The following is a 13,344-nucleotide window of genomic DNA, read 5'->3' as shown; positions in this document are numbered from 1 at the left end:
GCACCCAAGGCCGCCTTGGGTGCGTTCAACGCAACCAAGGCCGCATTGGGGCGCTCGGGCACTTTCCGACGCCGGGGGCTTTGAACTTGCGCGAGGTTTGTGTTACAAAGTGCGCAGCGACTTTGCGTTGCAAAGTCCACGAGCGAAGGGAGAGCGCCATGACTGGGGGACCGGCGTTCGCACTGCACCACCTGACCAAGCGGTTCGGCCAGGTCACCGCCGTCGACGGGGTGTCCGTCGAGGTCGCGTCCGGCGAGGTCGTCGCGCTGCTCGGGCCGAACGGCGCGGGCAAGTCGACCACCGTCGACATGCTGCTGGGCCTGGCCAAGCCGGACGCGGGGGAGGTCACCGTCGGCGGCGGCACCCCGCGCGAAGCCGTCGACCGGGGGCTGGTCGGCGCGATGATGCAGAACGGCGCGCTGCTGGGGGACGCCACCGTCGGCGAGCTCGTCGACCTCATCGTCTCGACGCACGCGAAGCCGCTGCCCGCCGCCGAGGTGATCGCGCGGGCGGGTCTCGAGAACCTCGTCAAACGCCGCTGCGGCAAGCTGTCCGGCGGCGAACGGCAGCGCGTCCGGTTCGCGCTCGCCCTCGCGGGCAACCCGGACCTGCTGGTGCTCGACGAGCCCACCGCGGCGATGGACGTCGACGGCAGGCGGGCCTTCTGGGCCGCCATCCGCGAGTTCGCCGCCACCGGCCGGACCGTGCTCTTCGCGACGCACTACCTCGCCGAGGCCGAGGACTACGCCGACCGCGTGGTGCTGATGCGGCACGGCGTCGTCGTCGCCGACGGGCCGGTCGCCGAGGTCCGGGCCGCGGTGTCCGGGCGGGTGCTCAAGGCCGCCGTGCCCGGCGCCACCGAAGCCGAGCTCGCGCAGCTCCCCGGCGTCACGACCGTGCAGCTGCGCGCCGGCCGCGCCGAGCTGGCCTGCGCCGACTCCGACACCGCGATCCGTGCGCTGCTCGCCGCCCACCCGGCCGCGGCCGACATCGAAATCACCGCACTGGGCCTCGAAGAAGCATTCCTGGCACTGACCGCCGAGGAGGTGGCCGCGTGAACACGACCTACCTGAGCCTGGAGATCAAGCGGATCGTCCGCAGCCCGCAGTTCACGATCTTCACCATCGGCATGCCGGTGGCGATGTTCGTGCTGTTCGGCTCGATCTTCGGCAAGCTCGCCACGCCGAGCGGCATCCCGGCGGACGTCGAGACGATGATCAAGCTCGCCGCGTACGGCGCGAGCGGCGGCGCGCTGTTCACCGGCACCCGGGTGGCGCAGGAGCGCACCGACGGCTGGCAGCGGCAGCTGCGGCTGACGCCGATGCGCGGGCCCGGTTACCTGGTCGTCAAGGTCATCTCGGCGATGGCCGTGGCGCTGCCGGTGCTCGTGGTGGTGTTCGTCGCGGGCCTGGCGATGGGGGTGCACCTGACCGCCGCGCAGTGGGGGCTCGTGCTGGTGTCGCTGTGGCTCGGCGTGCTCCCGTTCGCCGTGCTCGGCCTGGCCATCGGCCTGTTCGGCAAGGGCGACACCGTCGGCGCGGTCACCGGCGCGCTGATGATGCCGCTGGGCATGCTCGGCGGCCTGTGGATCCCGCTGTACGTCCTCCCTGACTGGATGGCGACGCTGGCCCACTTCTTCCCGACCTACTGGCTCGGCCGGGTCGGGCTCGAGCCCCTCGCGCACGAGGGCGGAACGGGGCTCGCGGTGCTCGTGCTGGCGGGCTGGCTGGTCGTGCCCGCCCTGATCGTGGTGCGCCGGTTCCGGCTGGACACGGCCAGGCTGTGAATGCTTGTTAACCTCCGTGCAGTACTGAGGGGTCTGCGCGGGCGGAGGGTGATCAGGGTGGACGACGAGCCGTTGTCGGCGGAGGAGTCGCTGAACCTGATCGCCCAGCAGAACCGGCGCACGCGCCGTGAACTGGGCGGAGGCCCCGCGCGCATGCTCGCCGCGTGGGCCTTCGCCTGGATCGTCGGCTGGGGGTTCACCTACTTCGCGACGCGGACCGCGAGCATCCCGGGCTGGGTCGGCGGGGTGGTCGTCACCGTGCTGTTCCTCGGTGCGATGGGCTACACCGCGTTCGTGAGCGCCCGGGCCGGGCGGGGGATCCGCGGCCCGTCGCGGACCGTCGGCGCGATGTACGGCTACAGCTGGGCGCTCGTCTCGATCGGGCTGGCCGTCGTCGACATCCGGATCACGAACTTCGGCACGCTGTCCTCGGACCAGGTGTCGCTGCTCTGGTCGGGCACCTGGCTGCTGGTCACCGGCGTCATGTACCTCGCCGGCGGCATGCTCTGGCAGGACAAGCTGATGTACGGGCTCGGCGCGTGGATGATCGTGTCCTCGGCGCTGAGCGTGCTGGTCGGGTTCCCGGGGAACTTCCTCGTGCTCACCGTCTGCGGCGGTGGCGGGTTCCTGCTCGCCTCGATCGTCTACTTCGTGCGCGAGAAGCGCCGATGAGCGACCCGCTGCCGCAGCTCGACCCGGTCATCCACGCCCAGGCGCGGCTGCGGGTCACGGTCGCGCTCGCCGGGCTGCACGCGGCCGACCAGATCACCTTCCCGCGGCTGCAGCAGCTGCTGGACATGACGGCCGGCAACCTCTCGACGCACCTGCGCAAGCTCGAAGACGCCGAGTACGTCGAGATCACCAAGGCCTACGAGCACCGCACGCCGGTCACCCTGGTCCGGCTGACCGCGGCCGGGCGCGCCGCGTTCGAGAGCTACACGAAGGCGCTGCACCAGCTGCTGGACGCCACCGGCGGGGAGTGACGTGGCCCGCTGGGTGATCCACCTCGACCTGGACGCCTTCTACGCGTCGGCCGAACAGCTCACGCGGCCGACGCTGGCCGGGCGCCCGGTCCTCGTCGGCGGGCTCGGGCCGCGCGGTGTCGTCGCGGGCGCGAGCTACGAGTCCCGCGCGTTCGGCATCAAGTCGGCGATGCCGATGGCCCAGGCGCGGCGGCTGCTGCCGGCCAACGGCGTGATCGTGCCGCCGCGGTTCCGCGTCTACGAGCGGCTCAGCCAGGCGGTTTTCGCCGTGGTCACGGCGGTGGCGCCGGTGCTGGAGAAGATCTCCCTCGACGAAGCCTTCGCCGAACCCCCGCAGCTCGTGGGGGCTTCTTTCGAGGCGGTCACCCGGTTCTGCGCCTCGCTGCGGTCCGCGATCCGGTCGGAGACGGGCCTGGTCGCGTCGATCGGCGCGGGCAACGGCAAGCAGATCGCGAAGATCGCTTCCGACGAGGCCAAACCGGACGGCCTGCTGGTGGTGCCGCAGGGAACCGAACGGGAGTTCCTCGCACCGCTGCCGGTGCGCGCGCTGTGGGGGATCGGCCCGGTCGCCGAGGGCAAGCTGCGGTTCATCGGCGTCCAGACGCTGGGGCAGCTCGCGGCACTGTCCGAACAGGACGCCGTCGCCACGCTCGGCGGGGTGATCGGGCGCGACCTGCGCCGCCTCGCGACGGGCTTCGACGACCGCCCGGTGGCCGACCGCGGCGAGACCAAGCAGGTCAGCGCGGAGACGACGTTCGACACCGACATCATCGACCTGGCCACGCTCCGCGCCGAGGTCCGCCGCATCGCGGTCGGCGCGCACGCGCGCCTGGTGAAGGCCGAGCGCGTCGCGCGCACGGTGGTGATCAAGCTGCGGCACACGGACATGCACACGGTGACCCGTTCCGAGACGATCTCGGCCCCGACGGACGACCTGGCCGAGCTGTCGGCAACGGCGGAGCGCCTCCTGCTGGACCCGGCGGAGTTCGGCGGGATCCGCCTGGCCGGCGTCGCCTACAGCGGCCTTTCGGTGCCCCACCAGGACGCGCTGTTCACCCTCGCGGTCCCGGAAACCCCGGCATCCACGGTGGTCTCGGCCGCCCCGGCCCCGGCGGCCCCACCACCCTCGACGTGGCGCCAGGGCGACGACGTCGTGCACGAAGAGCACGGCACCGGCTGGGTCCAGGGCGCGGGCCACGGAAGGGTGACGGTCCGGTTCGAGACGCGTTCCAGCGGCCCCGGCGTGGCCAGGACCTTCGAGCAGACGGACCCCGCGTTGCGTCGCGGTGAGCCGGGTGACTGCCTCAAGTGAGCCCGATGTGACATCGTGGAGTGCGGTGGTCACAGAGGGGGTTGCATGGCGGGGAACGCGGCTGAGCTGGTCCGGCGCGCGCGGGCGGTGCTGTTCGACTGCGACGACACGGTGCTCGCGACCGCGAAGTCCCGCTGGAGCATCCTCGTCGCGACAGCCCGCTCTTTCGGCGTCACGCTCACCCGGGAAGCCATCGAGGCCGCGTGGGGGCTCCCGTTCGACCGGTTCGTCGCGGCGATCGTGCCGACGGTCGACCCCGAGGCGTTCGTCGGGCGCTACCGGCTCGCGATGAGCGTGCGCCGCCCGGAAGCCGCGCCGGGCGCGCCGGAGCTGCTCGGCCACCTCGCGGCCCGGTCGGTGCGGATGGAGATCGTCACCGGCGGCAGCCGCGCCCTGGTCACGCAGGACCTGGACGCGCTCGGCCTCACCGGTCACTTCGCGCGGATCTACGGACACGAGGAAACCCCGTTCCACAAACCGGATCCGCGGGTGCTCGACGTGGTTCTCGAGAACCTGGCGCGCGAGGGGTACGACCCGGCCGAGCTGGTGTTCATCGGGGACAGCCTGCGCGACTTCCAGGTCGCCGAGGCGCGGGCCGTCCCCTTCGTCGGCGTGTTGAGCGGCTTGGAGCCCGCCGCCGGCTTCACGGCGGCGGGCTTGCCGGACGAGCGGATCGTCGGTGACCTCACTCAGCTGCTGCCGAGCTGAGGCCTCACTCCGCCGAGCAACCCTGCAGCTTGGCGACTTCCTGTCCCGCCAGCAGGAACGCACCGACGCCGTACGCCGCGGTGTCCGTGGCCTTCGCGGTCGCCGGGCGGTCGCCGACCGGCTGGACGTAGCCGACCAGGCCGCTGAGCTGCAACGCCTTCGTCGAGAGCGCCGTCCACGCCTTGTCCACCACCGGGCGGTAGCGCGCGGCGTCGAGGATGCCCGCGTTGACGCCCCAGCCGATGCCGAACGTGAAGAGCGCCGTGCCGCTGGACTCCGGGCCGCCGTGGTCGAACGGGTTCAGGAGGTCCGCGTTCCAGAAGCCGTCACGGCGCTGCAGCAGGGACAGCGTGAACGCCATCTTCTTGTACACCCGCAGGTATTCCGGCCGCCGCGGGTCGTTCGACGGGAGGACCTGCAGCACCTTCGTCAGGGCCGACAGGGCCCAGCCGTTCCCGCGGGACCAGAACACCGCCGAACCGGTGAACCGCGCGTCGCGGTACCACAAGCCCGTGAGCTCGTTGAACAGCTTGTGTTCCGACGTCTTGAACAAGCGGTCCATTGTGTCCAAGTAGGACGGATCGTGGTCGATGACGCTCATCCGCGCGAACGAGGGCATCGCCATGTTCAGCGCGTCGACGTAGTTCCAGTAGTCGCGGTGCCCCGCCTGCACCGACGCGACCTCGTCCTTGATGCGGGCGCGGATCGAGTCGAGCGGGGCTTCCGGGTGGAAGTACGTGTACAGGTCGAGGTACGCCTCGCCGGCGGCCTGGTTGTCCGGGAAGAACGGCCGCTTCGGGTCGGTCGGCAGCTGGTAGCCGTTGGCCTGCGCCCACGGCAGCGTCTTGTGGTTCGACTGGCCGGTGGTCCGGACCAGTGCGAGGTTGCCGACGTGGAACGTCGCGTTCTGCCAGTCCGGCGCGTCCAGGTTCGTCCCGTTGGTCACCCAGTAGTTGCCCGCGGACACCATCTGGCCGGTGATGGCGCACTCGGCCGGCGCCGCGACGGCGGCCGGGGCCGAGAACAGCCCGCCCGTCACCACCACGGCCGCGAGCACGCCGAAGCCACGAATACCCGGGAAACGCATGGAAGCGTCCTCCTCAGCACGTCATGGCGGCGGGTGGGTCGCAGCGAGTGTTCAGGCTTCCCGGTGGACGTGTCAAGGTGCCGGTGAGTGGTACGGCGCAACGGTTTCCAACAACCGGCGCGACGCCGACTCGGCGCCGTCGGCGTTCTTCGCCAGCACGAGCGTGAGCACGCGGGAGTGCGCGACGAGCGTGTTGCCCCCGGGCAGCTCCATCGGCTCGCCGTGCGCCCGCAGCGCCGCGACGACGGGCACCTGCAGCTGCGCGATGAGCGCGTTGCCGGAAGCGCGGATCAACGCCGCGTGGAAGTCCGAGTCGGCGTTGTGGAAGGCCGCGGTGTCCTGGCGTTCGACCGCGTCCGCCATCAGCTCGTAGGCCGCGGCCATCGCCGAGAGCTCGCCCGGACGCCGGTGGTGCGCGGCCAGCCGGGCCGCCTGCGGCTCGATGGTCAGCCGCAGTTCGAGCAGCTCGTGCAGGTGGTGGCGGCGGCCGGGACCGTTGATGCGCCAGCCGATGACGTCCGGGTCGATCGCGTCCCACGCCTCCGGGGGCAACGTCCACGTGCCGACGCGCGGCCGCGCGGTCACCATGCCCTTCGACTCCAGCACGCGCAGCGCTTCGCGGACCACCGTCCGGGAGGCGGAGAAGCGCCGGCCGAGCTCCTCGGGGACGAGCGGCTGCCCGTCCCCGAGAACGCCTTCGACGATGAGCCTGCCCAGTTCGTCGACTATCCGGGCGTGGAGGTTCACCGCTATTCGGGCAGGCCGACGCGGCGCTCTCCGCTGCGCAGCTGCTGCAGCACGACCGCGATCACCAGCAGGGCGCCGTGCGCGACGTTCTGCCAGAACGGGTTGATGCCCAGCCCGGACATGCCGTTGTCCAGCACGCCCAGGATGATCACGGCGAGCACGGTGGAGATGATCGACCCGCGCCCGCCCTTGAGCATCGTGCCGCCGAGCGCGGCGCCGGTGACGGCCTGCAGCTCCAGGCCTTCCGACCCGGACACCGGCTGGCCCGAGCCGGTGCGCGCGGTGATCAGGACGCCCGCGACCGCCGCGACGACGCCGGCGAGGGCGTAGACGCCGATGATGTACCGGTTGATGTTGATGCCGGCCAGGCGGGCGGCGGTGTCGTTGCCGCCGATCGCGTAGACGTTGCGGCCGATGTCGGTGTACTTCAGCAGGAAGTGCAGGGCCGCGGCGACGATCAGGAACACCCACACCAGCGACGGCAGGCCCGCGATCGCGCCCTTGGCCAGGAAGATGAACAGGTCGTCCCCGCCGGTGTAGCCCTGCGACTTGCCGTCGGAAATGACCTGCGCGATGCCCTTGTAGGTGGCCAGCATGGCCAGCGTCGCGACCACCGGGTTGACCCGGCCGAAGATGATGATCATGCCGTTGACCAGGCCGCAGAGGATGCCGACGCCGACCGCGGCGAGGATGCCGACCTCGGCGTTGCCGGTCGAGGTGAACACCATCGCCGAGATCACCGAGGCGAGCCCGGCCATCGAGCCGACGGAGATGTCCAGCGCGCCCAGGATGATCACCAGGGTCTGCACCAGGGCGAGCAGCCCCATGATGGTGATCGCGCTGCCGATGAGCAGCAGGTTGTTGGTGCGCAGGAAGTTGTCGTTGAGGATGCTCAACAGGACGATCAGCGCGATCAGGGTGATGATCAGGCTGGAGTTCTGCACGCCGATGCCGGTGAGCACACGGCGCGCGGCGCTCGGCTGCGCCGGGGCCGCGGGGGCCGTAGTTTCCTTGGTGGGGGTGCTCATGCGCCGACCTCGCTGACGCTCGACACGGCTACAGCTGTGTCATTCGATTCGTTCGCAAGCTCACTCATGCGCCGATCTCCTGGGCTTCTTCCACGGCTGGTTCGGTTTCGGGGATGGCGAGGGTCAGCACGGCTTCCTCGGTCGCGTCGTCGCGGCCGATCTCGCCGGCCAGGCGCCCGGCGCGCATCACGAGGATGCGGTCGGCGAGCGTCAGGACCTCGGGCAGGTCGGACGAGATGACCAGCAGGGCGATGCCTTCCGCGGCGAGGCCGTCGATGATCCGGTAGATCTCGGCCTTCGCGCCGACGTCGACCCCGCGCGTCGGCTCGTCGAGGATCAGCAGCTTCGGCCGCCGCGCGAGCCAGCGCGCGAGGACGGCCTTCTGCTGGTTGCCGCCGGACAGCTTGCGGACTTCCTGCTCCATCGACGGCGTGCGCACGCGCAGCTCGCGGATGTACTCCTCGACGAGCGCGCGTTCCTTCGCGCGCTTCACGACGCGGAAGCGGCGAAGACGGTCCAGGACGGAGATGGAGATGTTGTCGCGCACGGACCGCTGCATCAGCAACGCGTCCGTCTTGCGCTCTTCGGGCGCGAAGCCGATGCCCGCCTTGACGGCGTCACCGGGGTTGCTCGCCCGCAAGCGTTTGCCGTCCAGCTCGACGGTCCCGGAGCGGATCGGGAGGTCCCCGACGATCGCGCGGGCCAGCTCGGAACGTCCCGCGCCGACCAGCCCGGCGAGGCAGACGACTTCGCCCGCGCGGACCTGCAGCGAGATGCCGGTGACGTCGTCGGTCGTGACGTCGTCGAGCTTCAGCACGACGTTGCCGGTGTCCTGCGTGACGCGGCGTTCGAGGGCCGAGAGGTCACGGCCGATCATCATCCGCACGAGCCCGGGCTCGTCGGTCTCCGCGACCTGCTGGACGCCGACGAGCTTGCCGTCGCGCAGCACCGCGACGCGGTCGGCGAGCTGGAAGATCTCCTTCATCCGGTGCGAGACGTAGACGACCGCGACCCCGCTGTCGCGCAGCCGCCCGATCAGCCGGAAGAGCGCCTCGACCTCGTGCTCCGACAACGACGACGTCGGTTCGTCGAAAGCGATCACCTTCGGCGGGGTGGCCGCGGTGAGCACGCGCAGGATCTCGACGATCTGGCGCTGGGCGGCCGACAGCTTGACACCGAGCGTCGCCGGGTTGAGGACACCCTCGAAGCCGTACTCGGCGAGCGCGTCCTGCGTCGCCTTCAGGAGCGTGCGGCGGTTGAAGACCCGCGCCTTGGCCGGGAGCTCGCCGACGAAGACGTTCTCCGCCACCGAAACGTGCGGGATGATCTCGGGTTCCTGGTAGATCACCCGCACCCCGGCGGCCATCGCCGCGCGCGGGGTGTCGAAGGTGACTTCGGCGCCGTTGAGGAGCAGGCGGCCGTCGTCGGGGCCCTGGTCGCCGGAGAGGACGCGCAGCAGCGTCGACTTCCCGGCGCCGTTCTCGCCCATCAGCGCGAGGACCTCGCCGGAGCGGATCTCCAGCGAGACGTCGTCGAGGGCGGTGACGCCGGAGAAGCGCTTGCCGATGCCCTCGACGGCGAGCGCGGGTGAAGAGGAGGACATGGTCACCCTTCGGGCGGTGGAGCCCGCGGGCCGCACTTTCACGTGAAAGTGCGGCCCGCGGGAGTTCGGTCAGGTGCAGTTGACGCCGGCCTGCTTGTAGTTGTCCTTGTTGACGATCGTGGTCTTCGCGATCGTCTCCGCGGGCAGCTCCTTGCCGTTCTTCACCTTGTCCACCAGCACCTGGATCGCCGAACGGCCGACCTCGGCGCCGGAGATGTAGAGCGCGGACTTGTTGCCGGTGTCCTTGCCCGCGGCCCAGTCCTTGCAGTCGAGGTACGCGCCGAGCCCGACGCCGATGATGTTGTTCGCCTGCACGCCGGAGTTGGCGAGCGCGGTGACCACGCCGGTCTCGTTCTCGTCGTTGCAGCCCCAGACGACCCAGTGCTTCACACCCGGGTTCGAGCCGATCACGGCGCCGGAGCGGTTCTGCGCGTCGACGGGGGAGTTGTCGGTGCCGACGTCGATCACCTGGACGTCCGAGCCCGCGGCCTTCGCGAACGCCGCCTTCGAGGCGTTGACGCGGTCGGTGCAGACCGTGAGGTCCTGCTTGTAGGCGCTGATGATCTTCGTGTCGGCGGCGGACCAGCCCGCGGCCTTGAACAGCTTCCCGGCCTCGGTGCCGACCGAGTCGCCCATCTGGCTGCCGTTGAAGCCGACGAACGGGGCCTTCGCGCCGGTGCCGTCCTTGATGACGTCGTCGGAGGCGATCAGCGGGATGCCGGCGCTCTTGGCCTTGTCGATCACCTGCGGGCCGATGGCCTGGTCGGGGACGACGATGGCGACGCCGTTCGCGCCCTGCGCGACCGCGGCGTCCAGTTCGGTGATCGCCTTGTTGGCGTCCTGGCCGAGGTTGACGACCTTGAGCTCGACGCCGAGCTCCTTCGCCTTCTCCTGCGCCCCCTGCGCCTGCTCGACGAAGTACTGCTGGTCACCCTGTTTCTGCAGGTAGTACAGGGTGATCTTGCCGTTGGCGGGCGCCGACTGCTGCGGTGCCGCGGTGTCCTTGCCGGAGGAGCAGGAGGCCATCAAGACACCGGAAATCAAACAACAACCAACAACGCTCCAGGTGCGGAACCTGTGCGAGTGTGGGGACATCGTTGCTCCCAAGGAGGCCGAGGTTCGAATGGCGCGTGGGGGCGCCGGTGGGTGACTGGTATTACAAAACACCCGTTCGTGGAGCGTCAAGGTGGAGTTAGCGGAGTGAGACCTACTCTCCGTGATCAAATGACCGCGTGCGCTCGGCCATTTATAGTATTTTTTACCCGCTGCCCTGGGCGTTGTCCGATTTTGTCCTGTGCGAATGTTGTGATCGGTGTTGTCGACTGTGGTGCGATTGGCCGCTGACCGGGATGCCGTCTCTGCCGGATTCGCCCGGCTGGCAGGATGACCGGACCACGCCCGGAGGGGGACCGATGACGAAGCACCGCGTCGCCGCGCTCGCCGGTGTCGCCGTCCTGGCGGCCGCCTGCAGCAGCCCGCAGCAGTCCGGCCCGGCGCCGACACCGTTCCCGGAGACGCCTTCTTCTTCGGCCGCGGCGGCGCCCGAGGGCTCGTTCAGCGTCGTCGCCACCGGCGACGTCCTGATCCATCCTGCACTGACCGAGCAGGCCGAGGCCGACGGCGGCGGGAAGATCGACTACCGCCCGCTGCTGGCCGGGGTCAAGCCGCTGATCTCCGGCGCCGACCTGGGGATCTGCCACCTCGAGACGCCGCTGGCGCCGGAGGGCGGGCCCTACAGCGGGTACCCGTCGTTCAGTGCGCCGCCGGAGATCGCCGACGCGCTCAAGGACACCGGCTACGACACGTGCTCGACGTCGTCGAACCACACCATCGACCAGGGCGCCGACGGGGTGAAGCGGACCCTCGACAAGCTCGACGAGGTCGGCCTCAAGCACACCGGCTCGGCCCGGTCGGCCGCCGAAGCCGCGAAGCCGCTGATCCTCGACGTCCACGGGGTGAAGGTCGCGCAGGTGTCGTACGCGTTCGGCTTCAACGGCATCAAGGTGCCGGCCGGAAAGCCGTGGCTGGCCAACCAGATCGACGTCGACGACGTCCTGGCGGCGGCGCGGAAGGCGCGGGAGGCGGGCGCGCAGGTCGTGATCGCGAGCCTGCACTGGGGAGTCGAGTACCAGCACGACCCGACCGCCGAGCAGCGGTCGCAGGCCAAGAAGATCCTGGCGTCGGACGACGTCGACCTGATCGTCGGCCACCACGCCCACGTGGTCCAGCCGTTCGAGAAGATCGGCGACAAGTGGGTGGCCTACGGGCTCGGCAACAGCGTCGCCCGCCACTCCGACCCGCGCGGGGACACCGAAGAGGGCGCGGCGGCGCGTTTTCGCTTCGTCCGCGACGGCGACCGCTGGAAGGTCGACAAGGCCGAGTACGTCCCGACCTACATCAAGCTCGACGCCCCGATCCGCCTTCTCGACTTGTCGACAACCCCGGCGTCCGCGCAGGTCACCAAGGCCCTGTCTGACACGGACAAGAACATCCTGAGTCTCAAAGCCGACAAATCCGGCCTAACCCGCCCCGGCAAGTAGGGGCATCACGCGTGATCAGGAAGGCATCACGCGTGATTGTGGGGGCATCACGGTGATGCCCGTCCAATCACGCGTGATGCCCCGCCAGTCACGCGTGATGCCTGTCCAGTCACGCGTGATGCCCCTGATCAGTGGGTGCGGGTGGTGATCAGGCGGGCCAGGGCGGCCAGTTCGGCCGCCGGGCGGGGGACCGGGTTTTCCGCGGCCAGCTCGCGAAGTCCCTTCGCCACCAACGCGGCCGCCTGGGCCTGGCTCCACTGGCGGCCGCCGGCCTCGTCGACGAGGGCGGCCGCGCGGGACAGCTCCGCCTCGTCGAGCGGGTCCGTGCCGCCGTAGAGCGATGCCAGCTCCGCGCCCGCTGCGGTGCCGGACGACAACGCCGTCACCACCGGCAGTGACTTCTTGCGGTTCTGCAGGTCCGAGTACACCGGCTTGCCCGTCTCGACGGGGTCGCCCCAGATCCCGAGCAGGTCGTCGACGTGCTGGAACGCCAGCCCGACCGACCGGCCGAACTCGCCGAACCGCGCCACCGCGTCGTCCCGGCCGCTGAGCAACGCGCCGAGCTCGCACGACGCCGCGATCAGGGCCGCCGTCTTGCCGCCGGCCATCCGGACGCACTCCGCGGGCGTGACGTCGTCGCGCTGCTCGAAGTCGAGGTCGGCGGCCTGCCCTTCGAGCAGGTCGAGCACGCCCTGGGACAGCAGTTTCGCGCCCTCGGGGGTCAGCTGCTCGAACGCCAGGCTCAGCAGCGCGTCCCCGGCGAGCACGGCCGGGCCGGTGCCGAACACCGTCCACGCGGTCGGCCGGTGGCGGCGGGTCGTGTCGCCGTCCATGACGTCGTCGTGCAGCAACGAGAAGTTGTGCACGAGCTCGACCGCGACGGCGGCGGGGACGGCGTCCACCGGCTCGGCGCCCACCGCCTCCGCGCACAGCAGCACGAGCGCCGGCCGCAGGGCCTTGCCGCCGTCCGCCGAAGTCGGCTCACCCTGGGCGTCCCACCAGCCGAAGTGGTACCCGGCGATCCGCCGCATCACCTCCGGCAGCCCCTCGGCGGCGACGCGCAGCGCCGGGTCGACGAGGCTCTTGCTCCACGCCAGGACGTCGGCGACCGGCCGGGCCGCGGTGCGTGTGTTCATGGCCGTCATGATCGCCCGATTTCGACGTCGTCGAGCACGCCGAGCGCGTCGGGGACCAGCACGGCCGCGGAGTGGTACGCGCTGACGAGGTAGGAGGTCACTGCGCGGTCGTTGATGCCCATGAAGCGGACGTTGAGCCCGGGCTGGTATTCGTCGGGCAAGTTTTGGGGGCGTAGGCCGATGACGCCGGCGTCGTCTTCGCCGACGCGCATGGCCAGGATCGAGGTTGTCCCGGTGTCGGTGACGGGGATTTTGTCGCAGGGCAGGATGGGGACGCCGCGCCAGGTCATGACGCGTTTCCCGTCGAGCAGGGTGGTGTCGGGGTAGACGCGGGTGGCGGTGCATTCCCGCCCGAACGCGGCGATGGCGCGGGGGTGGGCGAGGAAGAACTTGGTTTTGCGGCGTCGGCAGAGC

Annotated in this window: 13 protein-coding genes and 1 pseudogene; 7 read left to right on the top strand and 7 right to left on the bottom strand. The window is 70.5% G+C overall.

From position 1 onward, the window contains the following. Nucleotides 1–158: 158 nt before the first annotated feature. The 6 genes from ACZ61C_RS31255 to ACZ61C_RS31230 are packed head-to-tail and all read left to right on the top strand — an operon-like array spanning nucleotide 159 to nucleotide 4,789. A complete protein-coding gene (locus ACZ61C_RS31255) occupies nucleotides 159–1,058 on the top strand; it encodes an ABC transporter ATP-binding protein (protein WP_465311446.1) in 900 nt (299 codons plus the stop codon). Beyond that, the gene (locus tag ACZ61C_RS31250) at nucleotides 1,055–1,786 is read left to right on the top strand and encodes an ABC transporter permease (RefSeq protein ID WP_465311445.1); all 732 of its coding nucleotides are present in this window, start codon (nucleotides 1,055–1,057) and stop codon (nucleotides 1,784–1,786) included. The genes ACZ61C_RS31255 and ACZ61C_RS31250 overlap by 4 nt, the downstream gene beginning before the upstream one ends. A gap of 57 nt (nucleotides 1,787–1,843) precedes the next feature. After that, complete coding sequence (locus ACZ61C_RS31245) at nucleotides 1,844–2,458, top strand: hypothetical protein (RefSeq protein ID WP_465311444.1); 615 nt, start codon at nucleotides 1,844–1,846, stop codon at nucleotides 2,456–2,458. Further along, a complete protein-coding gene (locus ACZ61C_RS31240; RefSeq protein WP_465311443.1) occupies nucleotides 2,455–2,769 on the top strand; it encodes a winged helix-turn-helix domain-containing protein in 315 nt (104 codons plus the stop codon). The genes ACZ61C_RS31245 and ACZ61C_RS31240 overlap by 4 nt, the downstream gene beginning before the upstream one ends. A 1-nt stretch (nucleotide 2,770) precedes the next feature. Then, nucleotides 2,771–4,081: a DNA polymerase IV gene (locus tag ACZ61C_RS31235; protein WP_465311442.1), complete on the top strand. Its 1,311-nt coding sequence runs from the start codon at nucleotides 2,771–2,773 to the stop codon at nucleotides 4,079–4,081. Nucleotides 4,082–4,126: 45 nt separating this feature from the next. Beyond that, nucleotides 4,127–4,789, top strand: a complete 663-nt coding sequence (locus tag ACZ61C_RS31230) for an HAD family hydrolase (RefSeq protein ID WP_465311441.1) — start codon at nucleotides 4,127–4,129, stop codon at nucleotides 4,787–4,789. A gap of 4 nt (nucleotides 4,790–4,793) precedes the next feature. Here the strand turns inward: ACZ61C_RS31230 and ACZ61C_RS31225 are convergent, their stop codons facing one another. From ACZ61C_RS31225 to ACZ61C_RS31205, 5 genes are all read right to left on the bottom strand, one after another. Next, complete coding sequence (locus tag ACZ61C_RS31225; protein WP_465311440.1) at nucleotides 4,794–5,876, bottom strand: glycoside hydrolase family 88 protein; 1,083 nt, start codon at nucleotides 5,874–5,876, stop codon at nucleotides 4,794–4,796. 72 nt (nucleotides 5,877–5,948) lie between these two features. Next, nucleotides 5,949–6,623: a FadR/GntR family transcriptional regulator gene (locus tag ACZ61C_RS31220; protein ID WP_465311439.1), complete on the bottom strand. Its 675-nt coding sequence runs from the start codon at nucleotides 6,621–6,623 to the stop codon at nucleotides 5,949–5,951. Nucleotides 6,624–6,625: 2 nt separating this feature from the next. After that, nucleotides 6,626–7,651 carry an ABC transporter permease gene (locus ACZ61C_RS31215; RefSeq protein ID WP_465311438.1) on the bottom strand — a complete coding sequence of 342 codons (1,026 nt, stop codon included), beginning with the start codon at nucleotides 7,649–7,651 and terminating at the stop codon, nucleotides 6,626–6,628. A 64-nt stretch (nucleotides 7,652–7,715) separates the two neighbouring features. After that, nucleotides 7,716–9,254 carry a sugar ABC transporter ATP-binding protein gene (locus tag ACZ61C_RS31210; RefSeq protein ID WP_465311437.1) on the bottom strand — a complete coding sequence of 513 codons (1,539 nt, stop codon included), beginning with the start codon at nucleotides 9,252–9,254 and terminating at the stop codon, nucleotides 7,716–7,718. Between the two features lie 69 nt (nucleotides 9,255–9,323). Then, nucleotides 9,324–10,298, bottom strand: a complete 975-nt coding sequence (locus ACZ61C_RS31205; protein ID WP_465311436.1) for a substrate-binding domain-containing protein — start codon at nucleotides 10,296–10,298, stop codon at nucleotides 9,324–9,326. A 368-nt stretch (nucleotides 10,299–10,666) separates the two neighbouring features. Between ACZ61C_RS31205 and ACZ61C_RS31200 the strand changes: the two genes are divergently transcribed. Then, complete coding sequence (locus tag ACZ61C_RS31200) at nucleotides 10,667–11,794, top strand: CapA family protein (RefSeq protein WP_465311435.1); 1,128 nt, start codon at nucleotides 10,667–10,669, stop codon at nucleotides 11,792–11,794. Between the two features lie 128 nt (nucleotides 11,795–11,922). Here the strand turns inward: ACZ61C_RS31200 and ACZ61C_RS31195 are convergent, their stop codons facing one another. Both ACZ61C_RS31195 and ACZ61C_RS31190 read right to left on the bottom strand, forming a co-directional pair. Beyond that, the gene (locus tag ACZ61C_RS31195) at nucleotides 11,923–12,939 is read right to left on the bottom strand and encodes a family 2 encapsulin nanocompartment cargo protein polyprenyl transferase (RefSeq protein ID WP_465311434.1); all 1,017 of its coding nucleotides are present in this window, start codon (nucleotides 12,937–12,939) and stop codon (nucleotides 11,923–11,925) included. After that, nucleotides 12,936–13,344: pseudogene (locus ACZ61C_RS31190) on the bottom strand (Crp/Fnr family transcriptional regulator); the annotation flags it as partial. The pseudogene ACZ61C_RS31190 and the gene ACZ61C_RS31195, both read right to left, overlap by 4 nt.

This window comes from Amycolatopsis sp. NPDC104587 (assembly GCF_055583645.1).
This window is presented reverse-complemented; position numbering and strand designations above follow the sequence as displayed.

Bases quoted from the DNA above. Each gene is read 5' to 3' on its own strand.
- ACZ61C_RS31255 (WP_465311446.1), top strand. From the start codon at position 159: ATGACTGGGGGACCGGCGTTCGCACTGCACCACCTGACCAAGCGGTTC.
- ACZ61C_RS31240 (WP_465311443.1), top strand. From the start codon at position 2,455: ATGAGCGACCCGCTGCCGCAGCTCGACCCGGTCATCCACGCCCAGGCG.
- ACZ61C_RS31230 (WP_465311441.1), top strand. From the start codon at position 4,127: ATGGCGGGGAACGCGGCTGAGCTGGTCCGGCGCGCGCGGGCGGTGCTG.
- ACZ61C_RS31225 (WP_465311440.1), bottom strand. From the start codon at position 5,876: ATGCGTTTCCCGGGTATTCGTGGCTTCGGCGTGCTCGCGGCCGTGGTG.
- ACZ61C_RS31215 (WP_465311438.1), bottom strand. From the start codon at position 7,651: ATGAGCACCCCCACCAAGGAAACTACGGCCCCCGCGGCCCCGGCGCAG.
- ACZ61C_RS31210 (WP_465311437.1), bottom strand. From the start codon at position 9,254: ATGTCCTCCTCTTCACCCGCGCTCGCCGTCGAGGGCATCGGCAAGCGC.
- ACZ61C_RS31200 (WP_465311435.1), top strand. From the start codon at position 10,667: ATGACGAAGCACCGCGTCGCCGCGCTCGCCGGTGTCGCCGTCCTGGCG.
- ACZ61C_RS31195 (WP_465311434.1), bottom strand. From the start codon at position 12,939: ATGACGGCCATGAACACACGCACCGCGGCCCGGCCGGTCGCCGACGTC.